Source organism: Streptosporangium sp. NPDC001559 (genome assembly GCF_042893955.1).
Classification (GTDB): Bacteria; Actinomycetota; Actinomycetes; order Streptosporangiales; family Streptosporangiaceae; genus Streptosporangium.
The window spans coordinates 158,242-181,804 of the sequence record NZ_JBIAVG010000012.1; the positions used below are offsets into that span (position 1 = coordinate 158,242).

The following is a 23,563-nucleotide window of genomic DNA, read 5'->3' on the forward strand; positions in this document are numbered from 1 at the left end:
TTCCTACGGGCCACGATGTCGAGCGTCTTCTTGACCATGGACGATCCTCCTTTCTCCCCGGAGGAGGCGTCTGGCCTGTCTCCGGTTCTGGACAGTGGATCTGGACGGTGGACATCCGAGTAGTCGGCCGCCGGGTCCCCGTGGTTCCCGTCGATCGCCGGACATCCACCGGCCTGGCAGAAAATCCGCAATAAATGGCTGATTTTCACCTCGTGACGATGACATTCGAATGTCAAGATCCAGTCAAGGAGATCGTATTCGCGGACCGTGTGGAAAACACGCCGCCCGGCCTGTGTTCCCGGACGGCGCCATGATCACCGGGCGGCCGGGGCGTCGCTGTCCCCCGGCCGTCCGGTACCACCCACAGGGACCCGGAGCCCCGCCCCGGAGGCGGCCATGACGTACGGCCACGCCGTGGGCGTCCGTGGGGCGGCCCGTGTCCGCGCCGGGGGGCCGAAGGTCAGGCGTCCCCCATGGACCCCGCGACTCCTGCGGACCCTGCGGCTCCCGCGCCCCCGGCGGTTCCGACGACCCCGGGGGCCCCGGCGGCCCCGGCGGAGGGGAGGCTCAGGCGGTCGGCCACGGTTCTGACGCCCGCGGCCAGGGCCGCGATGAGCAGCAGCAGGAACAGCCGCAGCAGGTCATGGCCGTCGAGGGTGAGTTCGGCCTCGGTGTTGACCAGGAACCCGGTGGCGAGTAGCCACGCCAGGACGGCGGTGGCCAGGGCGGCGGGCCAGCGGGGCGCGCGCAGGGCCTGACCGCCGACGGCGATCGCCATGACCAGCAGCCGCCCACGGACCTGCCCCGGGGTGAAGAGCAACGACGCGACCGCCGTCGCGGCGACGGTGGCGAACAGGCCACCGGCGAGCGAGAAGCCGATCGGTTCTGAGCGGACCATCGCAACCGCCTCTTCCGCAGGAGATCCCTACTTTCTCTATCAAACTTCTGAACCACCATTTTTCACCCTTTGTCTACGCATCTCCTATCCTTTTCCGGATAATCCGTACGGCTTCTCTACCGGATGGCCTTCCACCACGTCCGGCGAAGATGCAGGAAACCGGAATCAGGACTGACCAGATTGTTCTTTCGGTGCCCTTTCCCGCATTTCTCTCGAACCGGAAACGCTCCCGGCCTCACCGGGCGTCGGCGCCGGGCGAGGAGGCCGTACGACACACCGCCGACGGTCACGCTCCGTGACCGTCGGCCGGTGCGATGTCCCCGGGCGTACACGCTTGTTCACCCCCCGCTGATAACGCGGGTCTCCGGCTCCAGGTGGGCGGTATAAGGCCAGGTCAGAGTGGGTTCCGGGAAATTGTTAAGAAACTTACCGGCGGGAATTGTTAAGAAACTTGACAAAAGATACGGGCTGATCCAACCATTAGGTCACACGCGGATCCGCAACCCGTTCTCCCAACTCTGCGTTGAACCACGCATCAGACACGGCATCGGCCTGCCGGATGCGCCACCCCCCCCATCCCGGGGCCCACTGGGTCCCGCCTGACTTCTGTTACGGGAGTCTGCAATGCACCTAAGAACATCGCTTCGTGCTGCCCTGGCGGCTGTCACCACCGCCGTCACGGTGCTCGGCTTCACCGCCATGGGCACCACGGCCGCGAGCGCCACTCCGGACAAGGCCACCGCCCCCGTCAAGGCCGCAGCCGCAGGCCTGCCCGAGCGGGTCTTCGCCCCCTACTTCGAGGCGTGGACCGGTGAGGACCCGGCGACGCTCTCCCAGCAGTCCGGTGCCAAGCACCTGACCATGGCGTTCATCCAGGCCGCGACCAAGGGGTCGTGCACGGCCTACTGGAACGGCGACACCAGCATGCCGATCTCGACCTCCACCTTCGGCGCCGCGATCAACAAGATCAGGGCCGCGGGCGGAGACGTCATCCCGTCGTTCGGCGGCTACACGGCCGACAACACCGGCACCGAGATCGCCGACAGCTGCACCAACGTCAACTCGATCGCCGAGTCCTTCAAGAGCGTCATCAACACCTACGGCGTCACCCGGATCGACCTCGACATCGAGGACAACTCGCTGACCAACAGCGCCGGAATCGACCGCCGCAACAAGGCGATCAAGCAGGTCGAGGACTGGGCCGCCGCCAACGGCAAGAAGATCGAGTTCGCCTACACCCTGCCCACCACGACCAGTGGCCTGGCCGACAGCGGTCTGGCCGTGCTGCGCAACGCGGTGGCGAACAACGCCAGGATCGACGTCGTCAACATCATGACGTTCGACTACTACGACAACGCCAGCCACAACATGGCCAACGACACGAAGACCGCGGCCCAGGGCCTGCACGACCAGCTGGCGCAGCTGTACCCGAACAAGACGTCGGACCAGCTGTGGAGAATGATCGGCGTCATCGAGATGATCGGCATCGACGACTTCGGTCCCGCCGAGACGTTCAGGGTCGAAGACGCCGCCCCCGTGCTGAACTGGGCGATCAGCAAGAACCTCGCCTACCTGTCGTTCTGGGCGCTCCAGCGTGACAACGGCAACTGCCCCGGGAGGGGCGGTTCCGACGACTGCTCCGGCATCGAGCAGAGCACCTGGTACTTCAGCCAGGCCTTCGCCCCGTTCACCAGCGGCAGTCAGAACCCGTCCGACGACTTCTCGGTCGCGGTCTCCCCTGCCTCCGGCTCGGTCAACCCGGGTGAGACGGCGACGACGACGGTCAACACCGCCGTCACCAGCGGCGCGGCGCAGACGGTCAACCTCACGGCGAGCGGGGTCCCCGCCGGTGTGACCGCGACCTTCACCCCCGCCTCGGTCACCGCGGGCGGCACCTCCTCGCTGAAGCTGGTCACCACCTCGTCGGCGGCCCCGGGTGTCTACCCGATCACCGTCACCGGCACGGCGGCCTCCGGCAACCACACCGCGACCTACAACCTCACGGTGAAGGGCACGTCGAACGACGACTACTCGATCTCGGTCTCCCCTGCCTCCGGCACGGTGACCGCCGGGGCGACGGCGACGACGACGGTCAGCACCGCTGTCACCAGTGGCTCGGCGCAGACGGTCAACCTCGCCGCGAGCGGGCTTCCCGCCGGTGTGACCGCGACGTTCACCCCCGCCTCGGTCACCGCGGGCGGCACCTCCTCGCTGAAGCTGGCCACCACCGCCTCGGCGACCCCGGGCGTCTACACGGTCACCATCACGGGAACCGGCGCCTCGGCGACCCGCACCACCACCTACGCCCTCACGATCAACGGCGGCAACCCCGGCGGCACGGTGGCCAACGGTGACTTCGAGTCGGGTTCGCTCAGCCCCTGGAACTGCCAGTCGGGCGGCACCGTGGTCAGCTCCCCGGTCCACGGCGGCGGCCACGCCCTGCAGGTCGCGGCGACGAACAGCCAGACCGGTGAGTGCTCCCAGACGGTGACGCTGGCCCCCAACCGCAGCTACACGCTGAAGGGCTGGGTCCAGGGCAACTACGCCTTCCTCAACGTCTCCGGCGGCGCGACCGGCAGTGCCTGGGCCTCCTCCGGCGGCTGGAGCCAGGTCTCGGTGCCCTTCACCACCGGTTCCTCCGGCACGGTGAAGATCTCCGTCCACGGCTGGTACGGCCAGGGCAACGTCTACGCCGACGACTTCAGCGTCTCCTGACGCTCGTCTGAGGCCTGACAGCCCACAGGGGCCGTCGCACCGGATCCGGTGCGACGGCCCTCGTCGTTTCCGGGGCCCGGGAACCCGGGGGAGGCTCATGGGGCATCTCCCGAAAAATCCGGAAAAAGTTTCGCCGCACCGATGAGTTCGCGCCCAGGCCCCCGTTACAGGGGCATGACACAGATTCTGCGGGACAAGAACGTCATCATCTACGGCGCGGGCGGCGGCATCGGCGGCGGCGCGGCCAGGACCTTCGCCAGGGAGGGCGCCAGGGTCTTCCTCGCCGGACGCACCCGTGCGTCGCTCGACGCGGTCGCGGCGGACATCACCGAGGCGGGCGGCCTCGCCGAGGTCGACCAGGTCGACGCGCTCGACGAGAGCTCGGTCGAGGAGCACTTCCGGTCCGTCGTCTCCCGGGCCGGTGGGGTGGACGTGTCCCTCAACCTGATCACCCGCGGGGACGTGCAGGGCATTCCGCTGGTCGACATGTCGGCCAAGGACCTCACCACGGCCGTCATGAACGGCCTGCTGACGAACTTCCTCACCGCCAGGGTCGCCGCCCGCCACATGGCCACCAGGGGCGGTGGGGTCGTCATGACGATCACCAGCGGCTCCTCCCGGGGAACCGCCCCGATGATGGGCAGCACGGGCCCGGCGGACGCGGCGGTCGAGACGTTCCTGCGCTACCTGGCCGCCGAGACCGGGCCGAGCGGGGTGCGGGTCGTCGGCCTGCACACGGCCGGGGTCATCGAGACCCTGACGCGCGAGAAGGTCGTCGAGGTGAACGGCGGGATGACCGACTTCGACCCCGAGGCGTTCGAGAGGGCGATGGCCGGGATGACCATGCTCGGGCGCATGCCCAGACTGGCCCAGGTCACCGAGACCCTGGCCTTCCTGGCCTCGGACAGGGCCGCCGGGATCACCGGCACGACCGTCAACGTCTCCTGCGGCCTGGTCGCTGGTTAGGTTCGTACCGTGCGGACAGGTCACCAGGAAACCGGCGAGGACACGCTCGTCACGGCCGCCCTCGCGGGGGACGAGACGGCCTTCGCCGCCGTCGTCGAGCGGCACCGCCGGGAGTTGCACGTGCACTGCTACCGGATGCTCGGCTCCTTCGACGAGGCCGAGGACGTCGTCCAGGAGACGTTCCTGAGGGCCTGGCGAGGAAGGGACGGTTTCCAGGGAAACGCGCTCTTCCGGGCCTGGCTCTACAAGATCGCCACAAACGCGTGCATCGACCACTCCCGGCGCGGGGCGCGCTCGGCCACGTCCTTCGCGGACCTGCCGTGGCTGCAGCCGTACCCCGACCGGTTGCTCGACCAGGTGGCGCCGGGCGAGACCGAGCCCGACGCAGTCCTGGTGACCAGGGAGACGATCGAGCTGGCCTTCCTCGCGGTGATCCAGCTCCTGCCGCCGAAGCAGCGGGCGGTTCTCATCCTGCGTGACGTGCTCGAATGGTCGGCGGCCGAGGCCGCGGCGGCCCTGGACACGACGGTCGCCTCCGCCAACAGCGCGCTGCAGCGGGCCCGCGCCACGGTCAGGGAGCACCGCCCGGTACGGCCGGCCCCCCGGCCGCCGAGCGAGACGGAACGGGAGCTGCTCAGGCGCCTCATCGAGGCGCACGAGCGGGCCGACGCCGACGCGGCGCTCGCCCTGATGCGCGAGGACATCCGGATCACGATGCCGCCGCTGCCCATGCGCTACGACGGACTGGCCATGATCACTCCGTTGCTCCAGCAGGGGCTGACGGACCCCGGCGAATGGCGGCTGCTGCCGATCGCCGCGAACCGGATGCCCGCCGCGGCCAGCTACCTCAGGGCGCCCGGGGAGACGGAGTTCAAGGCTTTCAAGATCGACCTCCTGCGGATCGAGGACGGCGCCGTGGCGGAGATCACCACCTTCGACACCCGCCTCTTTCCCGCGTTCGGCCTGCCGCCTGTGCTGGCCATGCCTCGCTGAAAGCCCGATTCGTCGCTTTTTGTGCCAAGGACACTCCCCCATCTTCAGGGCGGGATCTTCGGGTGCGAGACTTCGCTGTATGGGGAGGATCGAGCCCGGTGGCCTGCTGCCGCACCTGAGACTGGACGAGCTGCTCACGGAGCTGCAGAGCCGCCTTGAGGCGGTGCTGGCCACCCGGGACCGGGTGCACGCCCTGCTCGACGCCGTCGTCTCGGTGGGCAGCGACCTGGACCTGGAGACCGTGCTGCGCCGGATCGTGGAGACCGCGACCCATCTGGTCGAGGCCTCCTACGGCGCGCTCGGCGCGATCGGCGAGCAGAACACCCTGGTGCAGTTCATCCCGGTCGGCCTGTCCGAGGAGGAGATCGCCCGCATCGAGCACTGGCCGCACGGCCTCGGCCTGCTCGGCCTGCTCATCAAGGAGCCGAAACCGCTGCGCCTGGCCCACATCTCCGACCACCCCGAGTCGTACGGCTTCCCGCCGGGACACCCGCCGATGGGCTCCTTCCTCGGGGTGCCGATCCGGGTCCGCGAGGAGGTCTTCGGCAACCTCTACCTCACCGAGAAACGCGGCGGCGGGGCCTTCGACGAGGAGGACGAGGCGATCGTGATCGCGCTGGCCACCGCCGCCGGCGTGGCCATCGAGAACGCCCGGCTCTACGAGGAGAGCCGCAGGCGGGAGGTGTGGCTGCAGGCCTCCTCCGAGGTGACGACCAGCCTGCTGTCCGGGGCCGACCCGCAGCGGGTGCTGACCCTGATCGCCCGGCGGGCCAGGCAGATGGCGGGCGCCGACGTGGCCGCGGTCCTGCTGCCCGACGGGTCGGGCGACCACCTGAAGGTGATCATCGCCGACGGCCCCGAGGAGGAGATCCCCGGCACGTGGGAGCGGGTCCCGGTCGGCGCCTCCTTCGAGGGACAGTCCCTGACCAGCGGGCAGCCGCTCATGGTCACCGCCCCCACCGAGGCGGCCACCCCGGCCGCGGTCGCCGAGCACATGTCGCTCGGCCCGATCGCCGCGGTGCCCATCGGGGCGGAGGGGGCGGTGCGGGGCGTGCTGTCCCTGGGCAAGCACCCGGGCCGCATCCCGTTCAACCAGGCCGAACTGCTCACCTTGCACGCCTTCGTCGGTCAGGCGGCCATCGCGCTCGAACTGGCCGAGAGCAGGATGGACGCCGAACGGCTCGGCCTCCTCGAAGACCGTGACCGGATCGCCCGCGACCTGCACGACGTGGTGATCCAGCGGCTGTTCGCGGTGGCCATGACGCTGATGAGCACCGTACGGCTGGTCGAACGGCCCGAGGCCTCCTCCCGGCTGCAGAACGCGATCGACGAGCTGGACGCGACCATCAGGCAGATCCGTTCGACGATCTTCGCCCTGCAGACGCCCCAGGGCGACGCCGAGGCCGGGCTGCGCGGAAAGATCGTCGAGCTGGTCGAGGGGGCTCGGGGCCACCTGGGCTTCATGCCGGGGCTGCAGATGGAGGGACGGCTCGAACACGAGGTCCCGGCCGCGGTCGCCGAACACCTGCTGGCCGTACTGCGGGAGGCGTTGTCCAACGTCGTACGGCACGCCAGGGCGACCAAGGCCGGGGTGAGCGTGGAGGCGCGCGGTGAGTGGCTCATCCTGACGGTGACCGACAACGGCACCGGGATGCCCCAGGACGGCAGGCGCAGCGGGCTGCGCAACCTGGCCGAACGCGCCGAACAGCTCGGCGGCTCCTTCGCCATCGTCTCGCCCCCCGAGGGCGGCACCCACCTCGAATGGAGCGTCCCCCTGGGATGAGGGCGGGGAACGCGAAAGACCGGGACGGCGTCGGCGCCTCCCGGAGGGTGTCGGAACGTGGTGTCAGCGCCTGAGGCGGCGACCGGAGACCTGCTCGGCGCGGACCACGATGAAGTGGTTGCGCTCCCCGGGGGCCCAGGCGGTCAGCGGCAGCCGCGAGAGCCGGTCGATCTGCCCGGGATCGGACACGGCGTGCGCGCGGCCGATGGCGGTGACCGACCAGCCGGTGCGGGTGTGAACGTCGAATTCGTCCACCTCGAAGGCGACCACGGTGTGCCTGGTGGCGGCGGCCAGCTTGGAGCCGGTACCGGTCCTGATGACGATGTCCTCACCGTCGAGATAGAAGGTGACCGGCTGCACCGCCGGCAGGGCGCGATCGGTGAAGACGATCCGCCCGATGACGGCCGAGGAGATCAGGTCCAGGCACTCCTGGCGGGAGAGCACGTCCAGTCCGGCCGAGTCGACGTTCATGCCTGCCAGCTTCGTCTGGCGACCGGTTACCGGGGCAGAGGCGAAAGTCCCATCATCCACGGCTGTCAGCCTCGGCGAACACGCGGGTCCTGGTCAGTCCGCACCCCTCGGTGAAGTCGATCTCCACGGTGGCCCTGCGCGGCCGTGGGGAGACGGCCTGCGCGCGCTGGAAGACGTACAGGTTGAGGACCTGCTGGGCCCGGGGGTCCTCCGCGTACAGGTGCCTGTTCACCCACAGCCGTTCCCAGGCGGTCGCGTGCCGTCGCAACAGCGTCGCGAAGCAGCCGGCGCGCACCACGGCCGACCTGGCCGACGCCTCGCTCTCCGTGGCCGCCCGGTCCGCCGAGGTGTAGAGGGCCACGACCTTCTCCACGGTCACCTCCTCGCCCGGCCGCACCCACACGGCGCGGTCGTCGTGCACCCAGCCCTCCTCGACGCCTCTGCCGACGCACTCCTCGACGACCCACTCGGCCCGTCCCCCGGCCAGCGTCGTCCTGGCGGCGAGCGCGACCTCGACGCCCGAGGCCGCGATGCGCGTCAGCAACTCGATCACCCCGTGGGCGGCGTGCGCGCAGATCGGCGTCAGCTCCTCCCGTCCGTCCCCGGCGTCAGGGGAGCCGACGACGTGCCCGTTCTCGGAGTTCGGGGAGCCGACGACGCGCCCGTCGAGCGCGGAGCGGACCTGGAGCATGCCCTCCCAGTTCTCCGGGACGATCGTCGCGGTCAGGGCGGCCAGGTGCCGGTCGGCCATGGAGACCAGGCGTCGCTGTTCCATCCTGGTGATCCGGCCCGCGTCGTCACGGACCCGCAGCAGCCGCGACAGCGTTCCCTGGCCCATGTCGAGTGTGTGCGTGCAGGTCAGCAGCTCGGCCCCACCGGGGACGAGCCAGTCGCCGCCCTCGGCCCTGAAGGTGAGGGGCAGCCAGTTGGGCACGTTGACCAGGTCCTCGTCCTCGGCGGGCCGTCCGGCGGGCCGGGCGTGGCAGCCGGTGACGTAGGTGCCCGGATGGTGGACGTCGTCAGCCCGCGCCTCGGGCACGGCGCCCCGGGTGGCGAAGTAGCCGTTGCCGAGCGTCGTGAACATCTCCCGCAGCCCCTCGTGGGCGGGGTCGAAACCGTCGTATGTGAGGAGCCAGGGGTCCACGTTTCCTCCTGTCGGGTCGTGGTCCCGCCAGGTCGCCGTACGGGCGGGGCCGAGGCGGCACGATGCCGCGGCTGCCCGCATTTCACTACGGGAAAGGCCGCTTGACGAGGGTCGGAAGTCCCTGATGCCGGGGTCTTTCGACCGGCCCCAGGTCACGCCCGTGGCGAGTGGCCATAGGTCCTCCGAATCGGGGACTTTCGGCGCTGACGTCGCACCTGTCGCCGGGGAATCGTCGTGGGGAGAGGGAGGGGAAGCCATGCGGCCCGAGGACGTCACGAAGACGATCGACACGGCGCTCCAGGCGGCGGTGTGGGCGCCGTCCGTGCACAACACCCAACCCTGGTCGTTCGCCGTCGACGGTGAGGAGATCGCCCTGCGGGCCGACAGCGACAGGAGGCTGCGGGCCAGTGACGTCACGGGCAGGGAGATGCTGATCAGCTGTGGCGCCGCCCTGGCGAACATGTGCCTGGCGCTGCGCGCGCTGGGCCACGAGGCGCCGGTGCGGGTGCTCCCCGACCCCGACCGCCCCGCCCTACTGGCCACCGTACGGCTCGGTGGGCACGTCGAGCCGGACGAGCACACCGTGACGCTGTACGGCCAGGTCGAACGGCGGCGCACCCACCGGTCCGGGTTCGCCGACCGGCCGGTTCCCGAGCGGCTGGTCGACGAGCTGGTCCAGCAGGCCGCGGTCGAGGGGGCCCGCCTGACGCCGATCCGCTCGACGGCCGCGGTGCGGGTGCTGGCCGCGCTCACCGAGGCGGCCCAAGAGGTGCAGTCCCAGGCCACGCTGTTCACCCTCGACGTCATCCGCTGGGGAAGGCCGCCGGAGAGCGGGCACGTGGACGGGGTTCCCGCCGAGGCCTACCCCCGGGAGCCGGTGGTGACCGAGCCCGCCTTCCCCCAGCGCGACTACGCCCACGGCCGTCCGTGGGGTGAGGAGTCCGACCGGTTCACCGCGACCTCGACCGGGCTGGTGGCGGCGCTGACCACCCTGGCCGACGCCAGGGAGGACTGGATCGCGGCCGGGCAGGCGCTCCAGCGCGTTCTGCTGCACGCCGCCGCGCACGACGTCCGGGCGGCCTTCCACACCCAGGCCCTGGAGATGGCCCACCTGCGGGAGTTCGCCCGGCAGGAACTGCTGTCCGGCGAACACCCACAGATGATCATGCGTCTCGGGTTCACCCCGGACGAGGGAGTGGGCGTCAGGAGGCCGGTCGGCGAGGTGCGCGAGGACGGCTAGGCGTCCGTGACGGTTCCCGGTTTTGGATCCGTGCACGGTTCCCTATTAGGATACGACTCGTGCCGTATCCTAATAGTGCGCCCAACGCGAAGCCTCCCGGCCGTCCGCGCGACGCGGCCAGGGAGAGCGAGATCCTCGCCGTCGTCCTCTCGCTGCTGGGCGAGGCGGGCATCGACGGGGTGACGTTCGAGGAGGTGGCCCGCCGGGCCCAGGCCTCGAAACGGACCCTGTACCGCCGCTGGGCGACGAAGCAGGAGATGGTGGTCGCGGCGATCAAGGCAGGCCCGGCCGCGGGCAACAAACCCGACCCGATCGACACGGGCTCACTCCGCGGGGACCTGCTCGCTCTCCTCGAACGGCTGGAGGCGACCGTGGAGGCCGGATCCCCGGTCAGCCTCACCATCATGCAGGCGGGTCTCCGGGATCCCGAACTCTGCCAGCACATCGAGGAGTCCGCGGGCCCCACCGGCGCCCGGATCCCCGAATCCGTCCTGCGGGCCGCGATCGACCGAGGCGAACTTCCGGCGTCCGCCGACCCGTTCGCCTACGAAGAGGTCACGGCGGCCGTGCTCGTCATCCGCAAGCTCAACGGCCTCAGCACCGATCGGAGTTACCGCGAGGCGCTCGTCGACTCCGTCCTCCTCCCGGCGCTGCGAAGCGGCGTCAACGCCGCCCAGCACGGCATCTTCTCCGGCCGCCCCACCCCGGCCACCCCCGAACCCCACCAGTGACCGAAGGACCCACCACCATGACCGACCTCACCATCCCCGGCTTCACCTACGACCGCGTCGCCGGAACGGGCGGAACCGAACTCAACGTCGCCCACGCGGGTCAGGGCTCGCCCGTCGTCCTCCTGCACGGGTTCCCACAGACGCACCTCATGTGGAGCGCCGTCGCCCAGGAGCTCAGCCGCGACCACACCGTCATCGCACCGGATCTCCGCGGCTACGGCGACAGCGACAAGCCCGACGCCCTCTCGCCCGACACCTACGCCAAGCGCACCATGGCCGACGACGTCGTCACGGTCGCCGCGCGGCTCGGGCACGACAGGTTCGCGATCGTCGGACACGACCGCGGCGCGCTCGTCGCCGTCCGCGCGGGCCTCGACCACCCCGACACGATCACCCACGTGGGCATCCTCGACGTGCTCCCGACCATGGACACCTGGGACGTCCTGCACGGCGTCGACGCCAAGGTCGCCTGGCACCTCTACCTCATGGCGCAGCCCCCGGGACTGCCCGAGAAGATGATCGGCGCCGTGGCCGAGGAGTTCTTCGCGTCGTTCCTCGACGCCTGGGATCCCACGGGAACCACCTTCTCGCCCCGGCTCAGGGAGCACTACGTCGCGGCCTCGTCGAAGGCGGTGCCGTCCATCGTCGCCGACTACCGCGCGACCGCGAGCGTCGACCTTGAGATGGACCGGGCGGACCGGGCCGACGGGCGGCGGCTCACCATGCCGGTCGCGGCGATCTCCCAGGACTGGGGAAGCCTGCTCGGGTTCGACCCCACCGAGATCTGGGGGGCCTGGGCACCCGACTTCACCTACGAACCGATCGACGCGGGCCACTTCATGGCCGAGGAGAACCCCGCCCGCGTCACGGCCTTCGTACGACGACTCCTCACCCGGCAGACCGTCTCCGGCTGACGGCGCTCCACGGCGCCGCCCGGGTCGAACGGGTCGTCACGGACGACGGCTCCCGCTGCCGCGTTCCGCGCGGTGACCCCGTACGTTGCGTCGACGATGTCCCGGCCTCCTACGGCTGGGCGTCGGCCTGGAGGTTGTCGAGGATCTTGGCGGCGACGTCGGCGAACCGTTCGAGCTCCTCGGGGGTGAGGGGGTCGACGAACAGGCGCCGGACCTCCCGGGCGTGGCCAGGCGCGGCCTTCCTGAGCGCGGCGAGGCCCTCCGCGGTGAGCACGGCGTACACACCACGGGAACCGCACGGCTCCCTGGTGACCAGGCCCCGCCGTTCCATCCTGGTGAGCTGGTGGTGCATGCGGCTCTTCTCCCAGCCCGCGACCCGGCCGAGTTCGTAGGCGCGCATCCGCCTCTCCGGCGCCTCGGCCAGCAGGACGAGCACGGTGTAGTCGGCGTTGGACAGGCCGCTGTCGGCCTGCAGCTGCTGCTCGACGCGGGTCCTCAGCAGCTCGACCATCAGGAAGGACGTCCGCCAGGCGCGGAGTTCGCGTTCGGTCAGTCCCAGCTGTGCCATGAGGGCACCCTAGCCCATGAGTTGACATGTCAACTCATGGGCGTACCGTGGCGAGTGGACACATCAACTCGATATGTCGTGCTCATCCCCCTGTGGCTGGTGCCTCGCGAAGGAGACCCCCATGTCCAGCGAGTGGAACGAGAACGAACCCGCGCCCCCCGATGGTGGTCGCCTGGTCATCCGGGGCGGGGCGGTGATGTCGATGGACCCGGCCGTCGGCGACTTCGAGGACGCCGACGTCCTGGTCGAGGACGGCAGGATCGTCGCGGTCGGCCCCGGCCTCGACGCCCAGGACGCGGACGTGATCGACGCCCGGGGACGTGTCGTCATGCCGGGGTTCGTCGACACGCACCACCACCAGTTCGAGACGGCCGAGCGCGCCTTCCTGCCCAACGGCCTGCTCATCGACGACGGATCGGGCTCGCCGAGCGCCCAGCCCAACTACGGCGAGCACATCCTCGGAAGGTTCGCCCCGGCCTACCGGCCGCAGGACGTGTACGTCAACGTGCTGTTCGCGGGACTCTCGCAGCTCGACGCGGGGGTCACCACGGTGCTCGACGTGTCGCAGATCCACCACTCCCCGGAGCACACCGACGCGACGGTCCAGGCGCTGGTCGACACCGGACGGCGTGCCGCGTTCGGCCTCTTCGAGGGCGCAGGCCGTACCGGGTCCCGGTATCCGGAGGACGCCTACCGCGTCAGGGAACGGTGGTTCCCCACGGACGATCAGCTGGTGACCATGGTCATGGGCGGCGAGATCTACCTCGGCGGGCAGGCGCACCGCCGGTCCTGGGCGATCGCCCGCGAACTGGGCGTACGGATCGCCGCCCACGCGGTCGGCTCGTGGGGGACGATGCGGCAGGACCTGGAGAGGATCGCGAGGGGTGAGGACGGGGTCCGGGTGGGTCCGGACAATCTCTTCATCCACATGACCGGCATGTCCGACGAGACCTGGAAGCGAATCCGGGACGCGGGCGCGCGGGTCTCGCTGGCCTTCCCGATCGAGATGGTCATGCGGCACGGCACCCCGCCGATCCTCACGATGCGGGAACTGGGCATGGAGCCCTCGCTGAGCTCGGACGTCGAGACGACGATGGCCGCGGACCCGTTCACGCTGATGCGTTCGGCGATGACGACGCAGCGCATGGTCGTCAACCAGATGGTCCTCGACCAGGGCGGACCCGTGCCACCGGGCAACTATCCCAAACCGGCCGAGGGCACGCCCGAACTGCTCACCGTCCGGGACGTGTTGAGATACGCGACCGTCAACGGCGCCAGGGACCTGGGACTCGACGACAGGACCGGCACGCTCACCCCCGGCAAACAGGCCGACATCGTCATCCTCGACGCCACCGCGCTCAACGTCGCCCCGCTCAACAACGTGCCGGGGGCGGTCGTCGCGCTGATGGATCGCGGCAACGTCGAGACCGTGCTCGTCGCAGGAAAGATCCGCAAATGGCGGGGCCGGCTCCTCGACGTCGACCTCGACCGGCTGCGACACGAACTTGAGGCCTCCCGCGATCACCTCTTCAAGGCCGCGGGCGTACGGCGGGACCTGTTCGCCTAGACCTGGGGTGGTTCGTGGGGCGAACCTGTGCGGACTTCGAGAGGGGCGCGGCAGCCGGTTGCGGAACCCTTCGATGTCACCGATGACCTGCTGTCCGGCCGTGGCGCGATCGGTGAGGAACCCGGGCCCCGATCGACGCCACGGTCGAGACGGGCGGGCCGCGAACCCTTCAGGGTGATGAGGAACTCGGTGTCGTCGCGGTCGATGGTCTCAATGGACAGATCGTGAATCACGGGGTTCCTCGCTTTTGGGTAAGCGGGTCCTGGCTTTCACTGCGTGAGCTGTCTCTGACATGGAAAAGGCCCCGGCGCCGTACGGTGCCAGGGCCTGGCGGGGAGAGCAGGAGATCAGGCGTCGAAGGCGCCGGTGTTCACGTGGCCGATGAACGAGCGCCACTGGGTGGGGGTGAACGCCAGGGCCGGACCGGAGGGGTCCTTGCTGTCGCGGACGGCGACAATGCCAGGGAGATTGGTGGCGACTTCCACGCATTGCCCGTTGTCGCCGCTGGCAGTGGCCTTTCTCCATGAGGCGCCGCCAAGGTTTACCTGGTCCATTTCTTGATCGCATCCTCTATTGTCTGCTGCGTAGCGCTTTTCGGTTGAGCGTCCGCTCTGATGCTGTCATATCGCTGTTTGATGCGTGCCACGGCGTCGTGGTCGGCTGTCACCTGGCCGGACAAGACCGAATCGGTAGAGACCACTTCGGAGCCGTCGCGCAGCCGCGCCAACCCGAACGCGCTCATCATGCCAGGCACGCACCCTGCGGCGGTAGGAACCAGTTGGATGGTTATGCGTGGGTGGTGGGCCATCTCCAGCAGGTAGCGCAACTGGGCCGTCAGGACTTTGGAGCCGCCGATGGGGCGGTGCAGTACTCCTTCGTCGATGAGGGCGGTGAAGGTCGGTGGGGGAGAGCCGTCGAAGATCGCGATCCGGCTGGTACGGGCCTGGACGCGCTCGTTCACCTGCTCAGGGGTTGAGGTCGTCTGGAAGATCGCGCGGGCGTAATCGGGAGTCTGCAGGATGCCCGGGATCAGCAGCGGGTCCCACGATTGCAGAATGACGGCGCGGGGTTCGATCTCCTCAACCCAGCGAGCGAACCAACCCAGTGCGGGTGACTGGGAGATCTTCGTGAACAGGGCGGCGAAGTGGCCGTCCAGGCCGAAGACGCGGTCGGCGTTCTCGGCGATTTCGAGGGTGGGCGCGCGGCGGCCGGTTTCGACATGGCTGATAAGCGACTCATGGCACCGAATCCGGCTGGCCAGGGTGGCTTGCGTCATTTTTGCGGCTTTGCGGTATTCGGCCAGGTCGGTGGCGAATCGGGCCCGAGGTGATACCTGGTCGCTCACATGAGGATTCACGGGCCTCTCCCTGGCTGCGGGGGAAAAGGGTCATTGTCCATGACCGTACTGCGACATTAACACGACACTCAATACAAGGAAGGTTTATTTCTTTGTCGGCCAGGTATCGCGAAGAAGGTGCACCAATGAGCGACCTGAGCCTTCATGCTTGACCTCGACACCGTCGAAGACGACAGATGGTGTGTCTTGGTGAATGGCAGGTCGAAACTCGGATAAGTCGGTGATTTCATGCCAACGGCAACCGCCACCCCTCAGCTCCTAAAAGAGGCATCTGAGGTGGATCAACGGCAAATCACAACACTACGGCGCGGCACCCGAACGCCGTACCAGGCACGGCAGACGGTCACGCTCTGGCTCGCCGACTACGGCGTAACGCTGAACCCTGACGCTCTCCTCGTCGTTTCTGAACTGGTGACCAACGCCGTTCGTCACGTGCCCGCAGGCCCGCAACGCGACTGGGTCAAGGTCCGGTTCGGCCTTGCTGCCGGATTCATTCGACTGGAAGTGATCGACCCGGGCACTCCAACGTCCGAACCACGCTTCCAGCCGCTCCAGCCGGACTCGATGGGGTTGTCAGGGCGAGGTCTGGACCTGGTCGCGGGGCTGTCACTGCGCTGCGGTACCCAGCTCACCGCACACGGCCACCGCATCGTGTGGGCCGACCTGGCGATCGCTGGAACCAGCAGCGACGCCGCCGGTACTGTGCCCCTGCCCATGGGGTGCGCCCGCTGTGGTCATCCCCCCTACACCCACGGTTGTTCGCAGCAGGACGGGCACGAGTATGTGCAGCCGTCCGGGCTGTTGATGAACGTCCGTCTCCAGGCCCGTCGTGAGTACGGTCCGCAGGTTCTTCCCGCTCCCCGGCCTCCGACAGAGGTCGCGCCCGCCGAGGTGATCCCGCTGGTGCCCGCCCAGCGCCGTCCCGAGCCCGATCCTGAGCCTGAGGCGCCCACAATGGTCCCGGCTGCGAGAGCTGTACCGGATGGTGGTGGGAAGCCGGATCTTGGGCCGGTTGCGGTTCCGGAGTCTGTGCCTGTGAAACCGGTACGGCCCGCGCGGCCACCGCTGCCCGGGAGGGTTCGGCGTCCGTTCCATCGGGTTCCTCGGTCGGGGGTCATCTGGACGCGGGTGCACCAGCTCCACCACTTCGGTGTACGGCCTCGATGTTCCGTTTCGCGTGCTTGTGCGGCCAGGAGGCCGGTTCGGGTTTCGGCTGTTTCTTGTCTCGTAGGGCAGGCCCGTCTGGCGAACGTCCTGGTCAGGCGCGCCTCTGGTCGGATCTTGGAGGTTCAGGTCATGCACAACGCCCCCACGGCCCAGGTGATCCCGGGTTGGCGGTTGCTCATCAGCGACGCGGGCCGCTTCTGGGCCTTCCGCAACCACGTCTTCCCCTTCGCCGCCGTACGGGCCGGGGCCGAGTCGGCTGTGGACGCCGACACCTTCGAGGAGATCCAGGCCGTCGTCGCCGAGCAGGAGAAGACCGCCCGCGCCGCCGCCTTCGTCGAGGAGGTCACCTCATGACGGGACGCCACAGGGACGGCCAGCCGTACGCCCCCGTCTATCGGCGGGTCTGGGACGGACCCGCGAGAGCGGAGGCCGAGCGGATCGACCAGGCGTGGGCGGACTGGACCGTCCTCTACAGCCTGGGACGACGCGCCTTCTACGCCGTCGCCTCCTGGGACGGTCCCCGGCCGGTGATCGTGGAGGACCCCACGGGCGACGGACTGGAGGAGAGGATGCGGGAGGCCGAGATGATCCGGGCGATGCGGCTCGCGGCTCCCACGCCGAAGCCTTCTCCGGCGCCGGTTCGGCGCAGGAGGAGCGGCGTCGGTCCCGGGGCGCGGAACGGGGAACTCGGTGGGGAGCGGGGTTCGCCGGCTGGGGAGACGACATCCGCTGGTGGACGGCCTTCGCCGGGTGGGGAGACGGTGCCCGCCGGAGAACGGCGCTTGCCGGGTGGGAGGGCGGCATGATGCTGTCGGCCTGGACGGATCGTCAAGGATCTGAGTTTTCGGATCGAACCTGTGACTCCGTGCAGACGGCCCATCCGGGCTGGCTGGTGTTCCACAGCTCGACGACCGGGTTGTGGAGTGCTTACCGGAGTGCCCTGTTCGGCAGGCCGTACGTCGGGGATGTGCTGTTGGTGCGGGCCGGGTCGGCTGAGGAGCTGGATCGGAAGTTGAGCACTCAGGCGCTCCCGGTGGTGCCGCCGAGCGTTCAGGCCGTCGCCGTCGCCCGCGCTCTTCGGACGCGGACCACCCAAATCGTTCAGGCCGTATGTCCTGGTCAGGCCGCCAAACCGGGTCCGGCTACGGCGTTGCGCAGACTTCTGCGCTCTTGAAGCCGGTACGGCGAGCGGTGGAATTCATCCCACCCGTCGCTCGCCGTACCTCCTAAGCGTGCGGCTCAGGCGGGAGGGGTCTGGGCCGCACACCCTCGCAAGGCGGTTTCCGTGCGCGCTGGGACATGACAGGGCGTGCTGGGGAAGAGGGAACCGTCTGGCGCACCGGCCCTGTGTCCTGGGGCCGGTCCTCCTCCAGGGTGCCCGGCCACCTGCTCCCCGGCTCGGGGCCGGGCACCCGCCCCCCTCCCCGTCTCCACCAGGGCGTTCCCTCGCCTCCACAGGGCCCCCGCCAACCAGAACGACGCGTTTCCCTGCCCGCCTCGAACCAGGACGACCGTGACCGACTACGAGAGACAGCTGATCGGCCTGCTCATCAGCACTCACCCCGCCTGGCGGTACGAGGAACGGGACCTGCCCGGCCTTCCCCGGTGGTGGGCCATCCGCTACGAACCCTTGCGGCTCGACCAGCGTGGGGCCGGGGCCCGGGATGTGCTGGGCCGTACGACCCTGCACCGGCTGGCCGAGGCGCTGGCCTGGCACGACGAGATCCTCCACCGCAGTCGTCACTGAAGGAGAGCCCCCATGTCACCGCTCAAGGCCGTAGCCCCGGACGGCACCTTCGCCACCGGGCCCGGCACCACCGAACGGCTCCTCACCCCCGGCGAGGTCGCCCGGATCTTCGGTGTGGACCCCAAGACCGTCAACCGGTGGGCTCTCACCGGGCGCATCCCCTCGGTCAGGACCCCCAGCAGGCAGCGCCGCTACCGCGAAACCGACATCAAGGCGCTCCTCAACGACTCGACGTCGTCCTGACGCACCCAGGGTGACTCTTCCCTCATATCTCGTGGAGACCTGACGGATGAGCGATGGGCGGTGCTGGGACCGTTCCGGAAGAACCACGTTCACCTGCGGCGACGCGGTATCCGCTGCGCCATTCCGGACAGGGCCGGCCAGGCCCGCAACCGCAGGAAACGCGGCTCGCGCGGTGGCCGACCGCCGAAGTTCGATCCGCGGTACAAGGCCCGGCACGCGGCCGAGTGCGGCATCAACCGCCTCAAGAGGCACCGTGCCGTGGCCACGAGGTACGACAAACGCTACGAGGCGACCGCTGCCGTCAACGAACGGCCGTGACACGCCTAGTCTTCAAAAGGGACGAACTTGGCGAGCGAAGCCCAGTCGAGGGGACGCACGATCGTGGCCAGGTGGGCGAAGGGATCCTGCGCGGCCGTTTGGAACCACATCACCGAGAGCACCGTGTGCCCAGGCTCTGCGATGTCCTCGGGCTTCCACCATGACGTCAGCCGAGCGTGAACCGTCTCTCGCGGCAGCCACTCCTCGACCCGCCCCTCCATATCGGCCCGGAGCTTGTCGAGATCGTGCACATACAAATGCGGCGTCGCCGTCATCGCCTTCTCAATGCCCATCAGACGAAAGCGGCGGTGCAGGTGCGGCGTCCCTTCGAGCACACCTTCACGGTCGTCACTCACCGTGAGCGCGCGAAGCTCGGCGTGCACTGGTCCCACTTGATAGCCACGCAGCTCGTCATTCCTCATCTGGACCATGGGCAGAGGGTAGGCGGGTCCGACAAGCGGACCAAACGACTTTCGTGGCACGCCTTGGCCGTACTCAACCTCTGTGGTCAGTACATCCAGGGCTTCCCGCCGGTCATGGCGGCGCGTTCGATCTCGACGAGGGAGTCGTTTCTGCGTTCGGCCTCGTAGGCGGCCCGGCCGCCCCGCAACCCGAACAGCCGTTTCGTCCAGACGAGGTAGCCGAGCAGGGCCAGGTTGACCAGGAGGGCGCCCAGCCGTAGCGGGGTGACCCGCTGGGTGAGTTCGTGGATCTCCAGGGGGAGGAAGACGCCGGTCGCGACGAACGCGAAGTACTCCCCCCACCGTTTGAGCAGCCACAGCCCCACCGCCTCGACCAGTTCGATCGCGGCGTAGGCGACCAGCGCGACGGTGATCCAGCGCAGGGTCGTCTCGCTGGCGCCGAGCGCGTCCTGGATCCAGGACAGGACACGGGAGTGCTGGACGTCGAGGCCGGCCTGGCCGAGGATCGGCAGTTCTCGCTGGAAGATCTGCTGGAGCGGCTCCCGGTTTCCCCTGAAGCGCCAGACCGCGTACGCCGCCAGGAGCAGCAGGACCGTTCTGAACAGGCGCTCGACGGCGAAGAAGCGCAGCACGACGACGTCGCGTAGGTGGTCGCCCCGGCTCACGTCCGGCGCCAGGTCGGCGGGGCCGCCGCCCTGGGCGGGGCCCACGGTGAAGTCGGCGCAGCGCAGGCAGCGCCACGCCTCACCCGCCGCCGTCGCCGTACGCAGGCGTTCGCGCAGTTCGGGTTCGTCGGGGGCGTAGGTGCGGTGGCCGGTGAAGGCGCAGGTCAGCAGCGACCAGTCCATGACCGCCACCCTAGGCGCGTCCCCGGGGCGCCGGACGGGCCGACACGGCCCAGGGCTCCCGAAGCCGCGGTCAGGGGAGAAGTAGGCTGACCGAACAGGACTACGACTTCACGGCTCTGACTCCGATCGCCCCGCCAATCCGGTCCCCCATGCCGACCCGGGACAAGCCACCGGAACTCGGCCCCGGAGGGCGATAGGGAAACCCTCGCTGATCTGGACCGACCCGCCTACTTCGCGGCTCGTCGCGGCTTCGGGAGTCCTGGGCCAAGATGACGACGGCCGCGTCAACGGCCCACCGCCGAGACCGACAGCGACGCCGACGTACGGATCGGTGGGCCCATCGGCCCTGGACGTCGATGGCGGGCAGCGCGGGACCTTGATGCCGGCACTCGCTCCGGCTCAGTGAATAACCCCCATTCTCCGCTGAACATTGTGGTGACCTCAGCGGATAACGCCTCATCCGTGAGGGAGAAAGCAAGGCGGAACTCAGCGGATAAGACGACATGGTGAGCGCTCTGCTTGAGAAGGGAGCCGACCGGTCCGGAAAACGGCCCCTTTCCCGACGTCGCCGACGCCGGGTACAAGCCCTGGCCCGGAGCGTCGGCGGCCGATCCCGGCGGCGTTGAACATGCCGGACGGTTGACGCGACCGGGCTGCGGGCCGATCCGGAATGGGGCCGAATCCGCGCTCAGCAGGTTGAGATTGGCGGGACGGCCGAAACAAGCGCGTTCGGACCGAGGCGGCCGGGCCGGGCGCCAGGAGCGGCAGGACGCGGCCGGTACGGCTTCCAGCGAGCGTATGGATTGACGTTCTAGCAGCTCAGAGGAGTTTCCGAATCATCCCGAAAGCCATTTGATCTTGTTTGGCGGGGCAAAGGAAGAAAGACTGGGACCGGCGAGGCGCTCGCGCGCCCGCCGCCTCGGATGCCCGTCTTGTCTTCCTGGGCGCGGCGTGGACTGTTCGAGGGACATGTGGGGCCCCTGTACCGGCAGGGGCCCCTTTATTTATTTCCCCTCTTTTGTCCGGTTTTCTGGTGTGGGAAGGTTTCGGCCGCGAATCGCGGTTTCGGAACGGTCGTACGGAATGGGCCGCGGCTATAAGTCGCATACGACCGAACGCTTCCGGAGAATTCCGAAGGACGGAAAGGTCGGGAAATCTAGACCGGTGACCGGGAAATGCGTAACTCTTACGACCACAGATCAAGGGCGGCCGGTAACCGCCCGACGAACACCGCAGCGGATTCCACGCCGCGCCCAGGAAAGAGGCTCACATGTCCGTCCGTACCCCGCGCCGGAAGTCGCCGGCGCCCGCTACGCGCCCCACCCCGGTGACCATGCCCTCCGGCCACCGGATCGTCGTCCTGATCGTGGTCGTCCTCGTCACGGCGGTACTGCGGGTGAGCGGCCAGCCGCTGCCCGAGAGCCTCCTGCTGGTGCTCGCGACGGGCGGCGCGGCCGCCCAGATCAGCTCGTGGCTGGCCGGCGGAACAGCCGGAAGCAGGTGGCTGTGATGCCCGGGCAGGACAAGGCCCCGGTGCGGTCGCTGGTGGACGAGCTGAAGGACGTCACCACGCCCGAGCAGTTCACCCAGAAGCTGAAGGACCTCAAAGAGGTCAACAACCTGACCTTCGAGACCATCGACAGACGAGGCGGCATCCGCAGCAGCACCGCCTCCACCGTTCTCGGAAGGCGGACACTGCCCGCGGAGCAGTTCGTCAGGGACTACGTGCGCGCCTGCGGTGTCAACGACGACGACGTGGAGGCCTGGGCGCGGGCGCGCGAAAGGCTGTACCAGCAAAGCAGAGCACCCGTGCCCTCCCCGCTGCCGCCTTCCTCCCAGGAACCGCCGCAGCCCGCCGACCCGGCTGCGGCCACAGCACCGGAGCCTTCCGCCCAAGAGCCGCAGCAGTCCGCTGCCACAGCCACGGCCACGGCTGGGGCGCGGCGGCCCTTGCTGGCGCGATTCGGTACCCGGCGCACGATCGTCATCTCCCTGGCGGTCGGTGTGACCGTGGCCGCCGCCTCGACCACCGCCGTCGTGCTGGTGCGCGACGGCCAGTGTGGCACCGGTGATTCGGCGCTGATGAGCGTCGACGTCCGGCAGGGGGGCGCAGGCCAGGGCGGGGGCCGCGAGTGCGTGGGCGTCACCGACGGCATCGGCACCTCCACGGTGTTCGGCCCGGAGGCCGCGAAGGTCCTGGAGCTGATCGGTCAGGAGAACGAAAGAGCGATGACCGGCCCGTACGTCACGATCGCCTTCCTGGCCCCGATGGGTTCCGGACAGGGCTCGCTGACGGGCAACCGGAGCGTCCACCAGCTGGAAGGGCTTCTCACCGCCCAGCGTGCCGCCAACGACAGCCAGACCCGTCCGAACATCCGCCTGGTCCTGGCCAACATGGGCAGCGACGAAACCCAGTGGCGTCACGCCGTCGACCACCTGAAGACCATGACCGAGGGCCCGGATCACCTCGTGGCCGTCGTGGGAACAGGGCTCAGCCAGCAGGAGAGCATCCAGGCGGCCCGGGCCCTGTCCGCCGCGGACATCTCCATGGTCAGCGACGTCATCACCGCCGACGGCTTCGACGCCACCGGCACGATCGATGGGGGCAAGCCGATCCGCGGACTGTTGCGGGTCGCGCCCTCCACCACCAGCCAGCTCACGGCCATCCGGGACTACCTCTTCAAAAACGGATACCTGAGCGACACCAAGCGCAAGCCTCTGAGCGGCAAGGCCGTGCTCGTCTGGACCGACGAGACCCCCCAGGGCAGTTCCGACCTGTACACCTCCTCCTTGAAGGAGGCCTTCCTCAAGCAGTTCGCCGACCTCCTCGGAGACAAGGACCATCGCAGGCAGTTCTACTTCGACACCCGCGGCAACCCGGTTCTCCAGGACGTGTGCGGGCAGGAGATGGTCCTGTACGCGGGACGGCAGACGTTCCTGCCGAAGTTCCTCCACGAGCTGCAGAACCGTGCCTGCCCGGACAAGCTCATCACGGTCATCACCGGCTCGGACGGAGCCGCGCAGTCCAGGGACACCCCCGAGCTCACCGACTCGAAGGTGCCCACCGCGCTGGTCTACGTCCCCCTCGCGGATCCCGACTATCTCCGAAGTTCCAGGAACACGAACAACAACGCCTTCGTCTACGCCGAGTTCGAGAGAAGGTTCGGTGAGAGATTCAAGGTCAAGGACCTGGACAGCGGGTGGGCCATCATGTCCCATGACGCGCTGCTGACCGCGATCGCGGCGGTCAAGGACGCCTACAACCGGAAGCTGACCTCCGGAGGGCCCGACACGCTGCCCAACAACCACGACGTCGGCAACGCCCTGAGCTCCTTCAAGACCGGGGAGAAGCGCATCCCCGGAGCGAGTGGGTTCATCACCTTCGACATCACCACGGGCAGCCGGGTGGCGCCGGGATCCGAGGTCGTCCGCATCGCCCCGCCCGGCAGGTAACGGCCGAGAGCACGCCAC

At 69.1% G+C, this 23,563-nt stretch carries 22 protein-coding genes and 1 pseudogene; 15 read left to right on the forward strand and 8 right to left on the reverse strand.

Features of this window, described 5'->3' with window-relative positions:
- Nucleotides 1-460: 460 nt before the first annotated feature.
- On the reverse strand, nt 461-898 hold the full coding sequence (locus ACFYY8_RS26240) for a hypothetical protein (RefSeq protein ID WP_390045260.1): 438 nt from the start codon (nt 896-898) through the stop codon (nt 461-463).
- Nucleotides 899-1,522: 624 nt separating this feature from the next.
- Here ACFYY8_RS26240 and ACFYY8_RS26245 point away from each other — a divergent pair.
- From ACFYY8_RS26245 to ACFYY8_RS26260, 4 genes are all read left to right on the forward strand, one after another.
- A complete protein-coding gene (locus ACFYY8_RS26245; protein WP_390045262.1) occupies nt 1,523-3,613 on the forward strand; it encodes a glycosyl hydrolase family 18 protein in 2,091 nt (696 codons plus the stop codon).
- Nucleotides 3,614-3,787: 174 nt separating this feature from the next.
- Entirely contained in the window at nt 3,788-4,579 is a 792-nt protein-coding gene (locus ACFYY8_RS26250) for an SDR family NAD(P)-dependent oxidoreductase (RefSeq protein ID WP_390045264.1), read from the forward strand.
- A gap of 9 nt (nt 4,580-4,588) precedes the next feature.
- Nucleotides 4,589-5,572 carry an RNA polymerase subunit sigma-70 gene (locus tag ACFYY8_RS26255; protein WP_390045266.1) on the forward strand — a complete coding sequence of 328 codons (984 nt, stop codon included), beginning with the start codon at nt 4,589-4,591 and terminating at the stop codon, nt 5,570-5,572.
- A gap of 79 nt (nt 5,573-5,651) precedes the next feature.
- Nucleotides 5,652-7,355, forward strand: a complete 1,704-nt coding sequence (locus tag ACFYY8_RS26260) for a GAF domain-containing protein (protein WP_390045269.1) — start codon at nt 5,652-5,654, stop codon at nt 7,353-7,355.
- Nucleotides 7,356-7,418: 63 nt separating this feature from the next.
- Here ACFYY8_RS26260 and ACFYY8_RS26265 read toward each other — a convergent pair whose 3' ends face one another.
- Both ACFYY8_RS26265 and ACFYY8_RS26270 read right to left on the reverse strand, forming a co-directional pair.
- Entirely contained in the window at nt 7,419-7,826 is a 408-nt protein-coding gene (locus tag ACFYY8_RS26265) for a pyridoxamine 5'-phosphate oxidase family protein (protein WP_390045272.1), read from the reverse strand.
- A 52-nt stretch (nt 7,827-7,878) separates the two neighbouring features.
- Nucleotides 7,879-8,970, reverse strand: a complete 1,092-nt coding sequence (locus tag ACFYY8_RS26270) for a hypothetical protein (RefSeq protein WP_390045274.1) — start codon at nt 8,968-8,970, stop codon at nt 7,879-7,881.
- A 256-nt stretch (nt 8,971-9,226) separates the two neighbouring features.
- On the opposite strand from ACFYY8_RS26270, the gene ACFYY8_RS26275 reads away from it, so the two are divergent.
- The 3 genes from ACFYY8_RS26275 to ACFYY8_RS26285 are packed head-to-tail and all read left to right on the forward strand — an operon-like array spanning nt 9,227 to nt 11,855.
- Nucleotides 9,227-10,210 carry an Acg family FMN-binding oxidoreductase gene (locus ACFYY8_RS26275; RefSeq protein ID WP_390045276.1) on the forward strand — a complete coding sequence of 328 codons (984 nt, stop codon included), beginning with the start codon at nt 9,227-9,229 and terminating at the stop codon, nt 10,208-10,210.
- A 59-nt stretch (nt 10,211-10,269) separates the two neighbouring features.
- Nucleotides 10,270-10,941: a TetR/AcrR family transcriptional regulator gene (locus tag ACFYY8_RS26280; RefSeq protein ID WP_390045277.1), complete on the forward strand. Its 672-nt coding sequence runs from the start codon at nt 10,270-10,272 to the stop codon at nt 10,939-10,941.
- 17 nt (nt 10,942-10,958) lie between these two features.
- A complete protein-coding gene (locus tag ACFYY8_RS26285; protein WP_390045279.1) occupies nt 10,959-11,855 on the forward strand; it encodes an alpha/beta fold hydrolase in 897 nt (298 codons plus the stop codon).
- Nucleotides 11,856-11,964: 109 nt separating this feature from the next.
- Here ACFYY8_RS26285 and ACFYY8_RS26290 read toward each other — a convergent pair whose 3' ends face one another.
- Nucleotides 11,965-12,423, reverse strand: a complete 459-nt coding sequence (locus ACFYY8_RS26290) for a MarR family transcriptional regulator (RefSeq protein ID WP_352013586.1) — start codon at nt 12,421-12,423, stop codon at nt 11,965-11,967.
- Nucleotides 12,424-12,544: 121 nt separating this feature from the next.
- Here ACFYY8_RS26290 and ACFYY8_RS26295 point away from each other — a divergent pair, with 121 nt between their 5' ends.
- Nucleotides 12,545-13,990 carry an amidohydrolase family protein gene (locus ACFYY8_RS26295; protein ID WP_390045281.1) on the forward strand — a complete coding sequence of 482 codons (1,446 nt, stop codon included), beginning with the start codon at nt 12,545-12,547 and terminating at the stop codon, nt 13,988-13,990.
- A gap of 347 nt (nt 13,991-14,337) precedes the next feature.
- Here ACFYY8_RS26295 and ACFYY8_RS26300 read toward each other — a convergent pair whose 3' ends face one another.
- Together ACFYY8_RS26300 and ACFYY8_RS26305 are read right to left on the reverse strand one after the other, a co-directional pair.
- Complete coding sequence (locus ACFYY8_RS26300; protein ID WP_352013576.1) at nt 14,338-14,544, reverse strand: DUF397 domain-containing protein; 207 nt, start codon at nt 14,542-14,544, stop codon at nt 14,338-14,340.
- Complete coding sequence (locus ACFYY8_RS26305) at nt 14,532-15,335, reverse strand: Scr1 family TA system antitoxin-like transcriptional regulator (RefSeq protein ID WP_390045284.1); 804 nt, start codon at nt 15,333-15,335, stop codon at nt 14,532-14,534. Before ACFYY8_RS26305 ends, ACFYY8_RS26300 begins: the two co-directional genes overlap by 13 nt.
- 240 nt (nt 15,336-15,575) lie before the next feature.
- Here ACFYY8_RS26305 and ACFYY8_RS26310 point away from each other — a divergent pair.
- The 5 genes and pseudogenes from ACFYY8_RS26310 to ACFYY8_RS26330 form a co-directional block, all read left to right on the forward strand.
- Nucleotides 15,576-15,971: pseudogene (locus tag ACFYY8_RS26310) on the forward strand (ATP-binding protein); the annotation flags it as partial.
- Nucleotides 15,972-16,628: 657 nt separating this feature from the next.
- The gene (locus ACFYY8_RS26315; RefSeq protein ID WP_390045513.1) at nt 16,629-16,868 is read left to right on the forward strand and encodes a hypothetical protein; all 240 of its coding nucleotides are present in this window, start codon (nt 16,629-16,631) and stop codon (nt 16,866-16,868) included.
- Nucleotides 16,865-17,320 carry a hypothetical protein gene (locus ACFYY8_RS26320; RefSeq protein WP_390045286.1) on the forward strand — a complete coding sequence of 152 codons (456 nt, stop codon included), beginning with the start codon at nt 16,865-16,867 and terminating at the stop codon, nt 17,318-17,320. Before ACFYY8_RS26315 ends, ACFYY8_RS26320 begins: the two co-directional genes overlap by 4 nt.
- Before the next feature lie 707 nt (nt 17,321-18,027).
- The gene (locus ACFYY8_RS26325; RefSeq protein WP_390045289.1) at nt 18,028-18,261 is read left to right on the forward strand and encodes a hypothetical protein; all 234 of its coding nucleotides are present in this window, start codon (nt 18,028-18,030) and stop codon (nt 18,259-18,261) included.
- A 12-nt stretch (nt 18,262-18,273) separates the two neighbouring features.
- Entirely contained in the window at nt 18,274-18,504 is a 231-nt protein-coding gene (locus ACFYY8_RS26330; RefSeq protein WP_390045290.1) for a BldC family transcriptional regulator, read from the forward strand.
- A 323-nt stretch (nt 18,505-18,827) separates the two neighbouring features.
- On the opposite strand, the gene ACFYY8_RS26335 is transcribed toward ACFYY8_RS26330, so the two are convergent.
- Together ACFYY8_RS26335 and ACFYY8_RS26340 are read right to left on the reverse strand one after the other, a co-directional pair.
- The gene (locus tag ACFYY8_RS26335) at nt 18,828-19,253 is read right to left on the reverse strand and encodes a hypothetical protein (RefSeq protein WP_390045291.1); all 426 of its coding nucleotides are present in this window, start codon (nt 19,251-19,253) and stop codon (nt 18,828-18,830) included.
- A 77-nt stretch (nt 19,254-19,330) separates the two neighbouring features.
- Nucleotides 19,331-20,092 (reverse strand): DUF2127 domain-containing protein, encoded by a 762-nt coding sequence (locus ACFYY8_RS26340; RefSeq protein ID WP_390045293.1) that lies wholly within the window; start codon nt 20,090-20,092, stop codon nt 19,331-19,333.
- A 1,270-nt stretch (nt 20,093-21,362) separates the two neighbouring features.
- Between ACFYY8_RS26340 and ACFYY8_RS26345 the strand changes: the two genes are divergently transcribed.
- Together ACFYY8_RS26345 and ACFYY8_RS26350 are read left to right on the forward strand one after the other, a co-directional pair.
- Nucleotides 21,363-21,602 carry a hypothetical protein gene (locus ACFYY8_RS26345; protein ID WP_362783659.1) on the forward strand — a complete coding sequence of 80 codons (240 nt, stop codon included), beginning with the start codon at nt 21,363-21,365 and terminating at the stop codon, nt 21,600-21,602.
- A complete protein-coding gene (locus ACFYY8_RS26350) occupies nt 21,602-23,545 on the forward strand; it encodes a hypothetical protein (RefSeq protein WP_390045295.1) in 1,944 nt (647 codons plus the stop codon). The genes ACFYY8_RS26345 and ACFYY8_RS26350 overlap by 1 nt, the downstream gene beginning before the upstream one ends.
- Nucleotides 23,546-23,563: the final 18 nt, after the last annotated feature.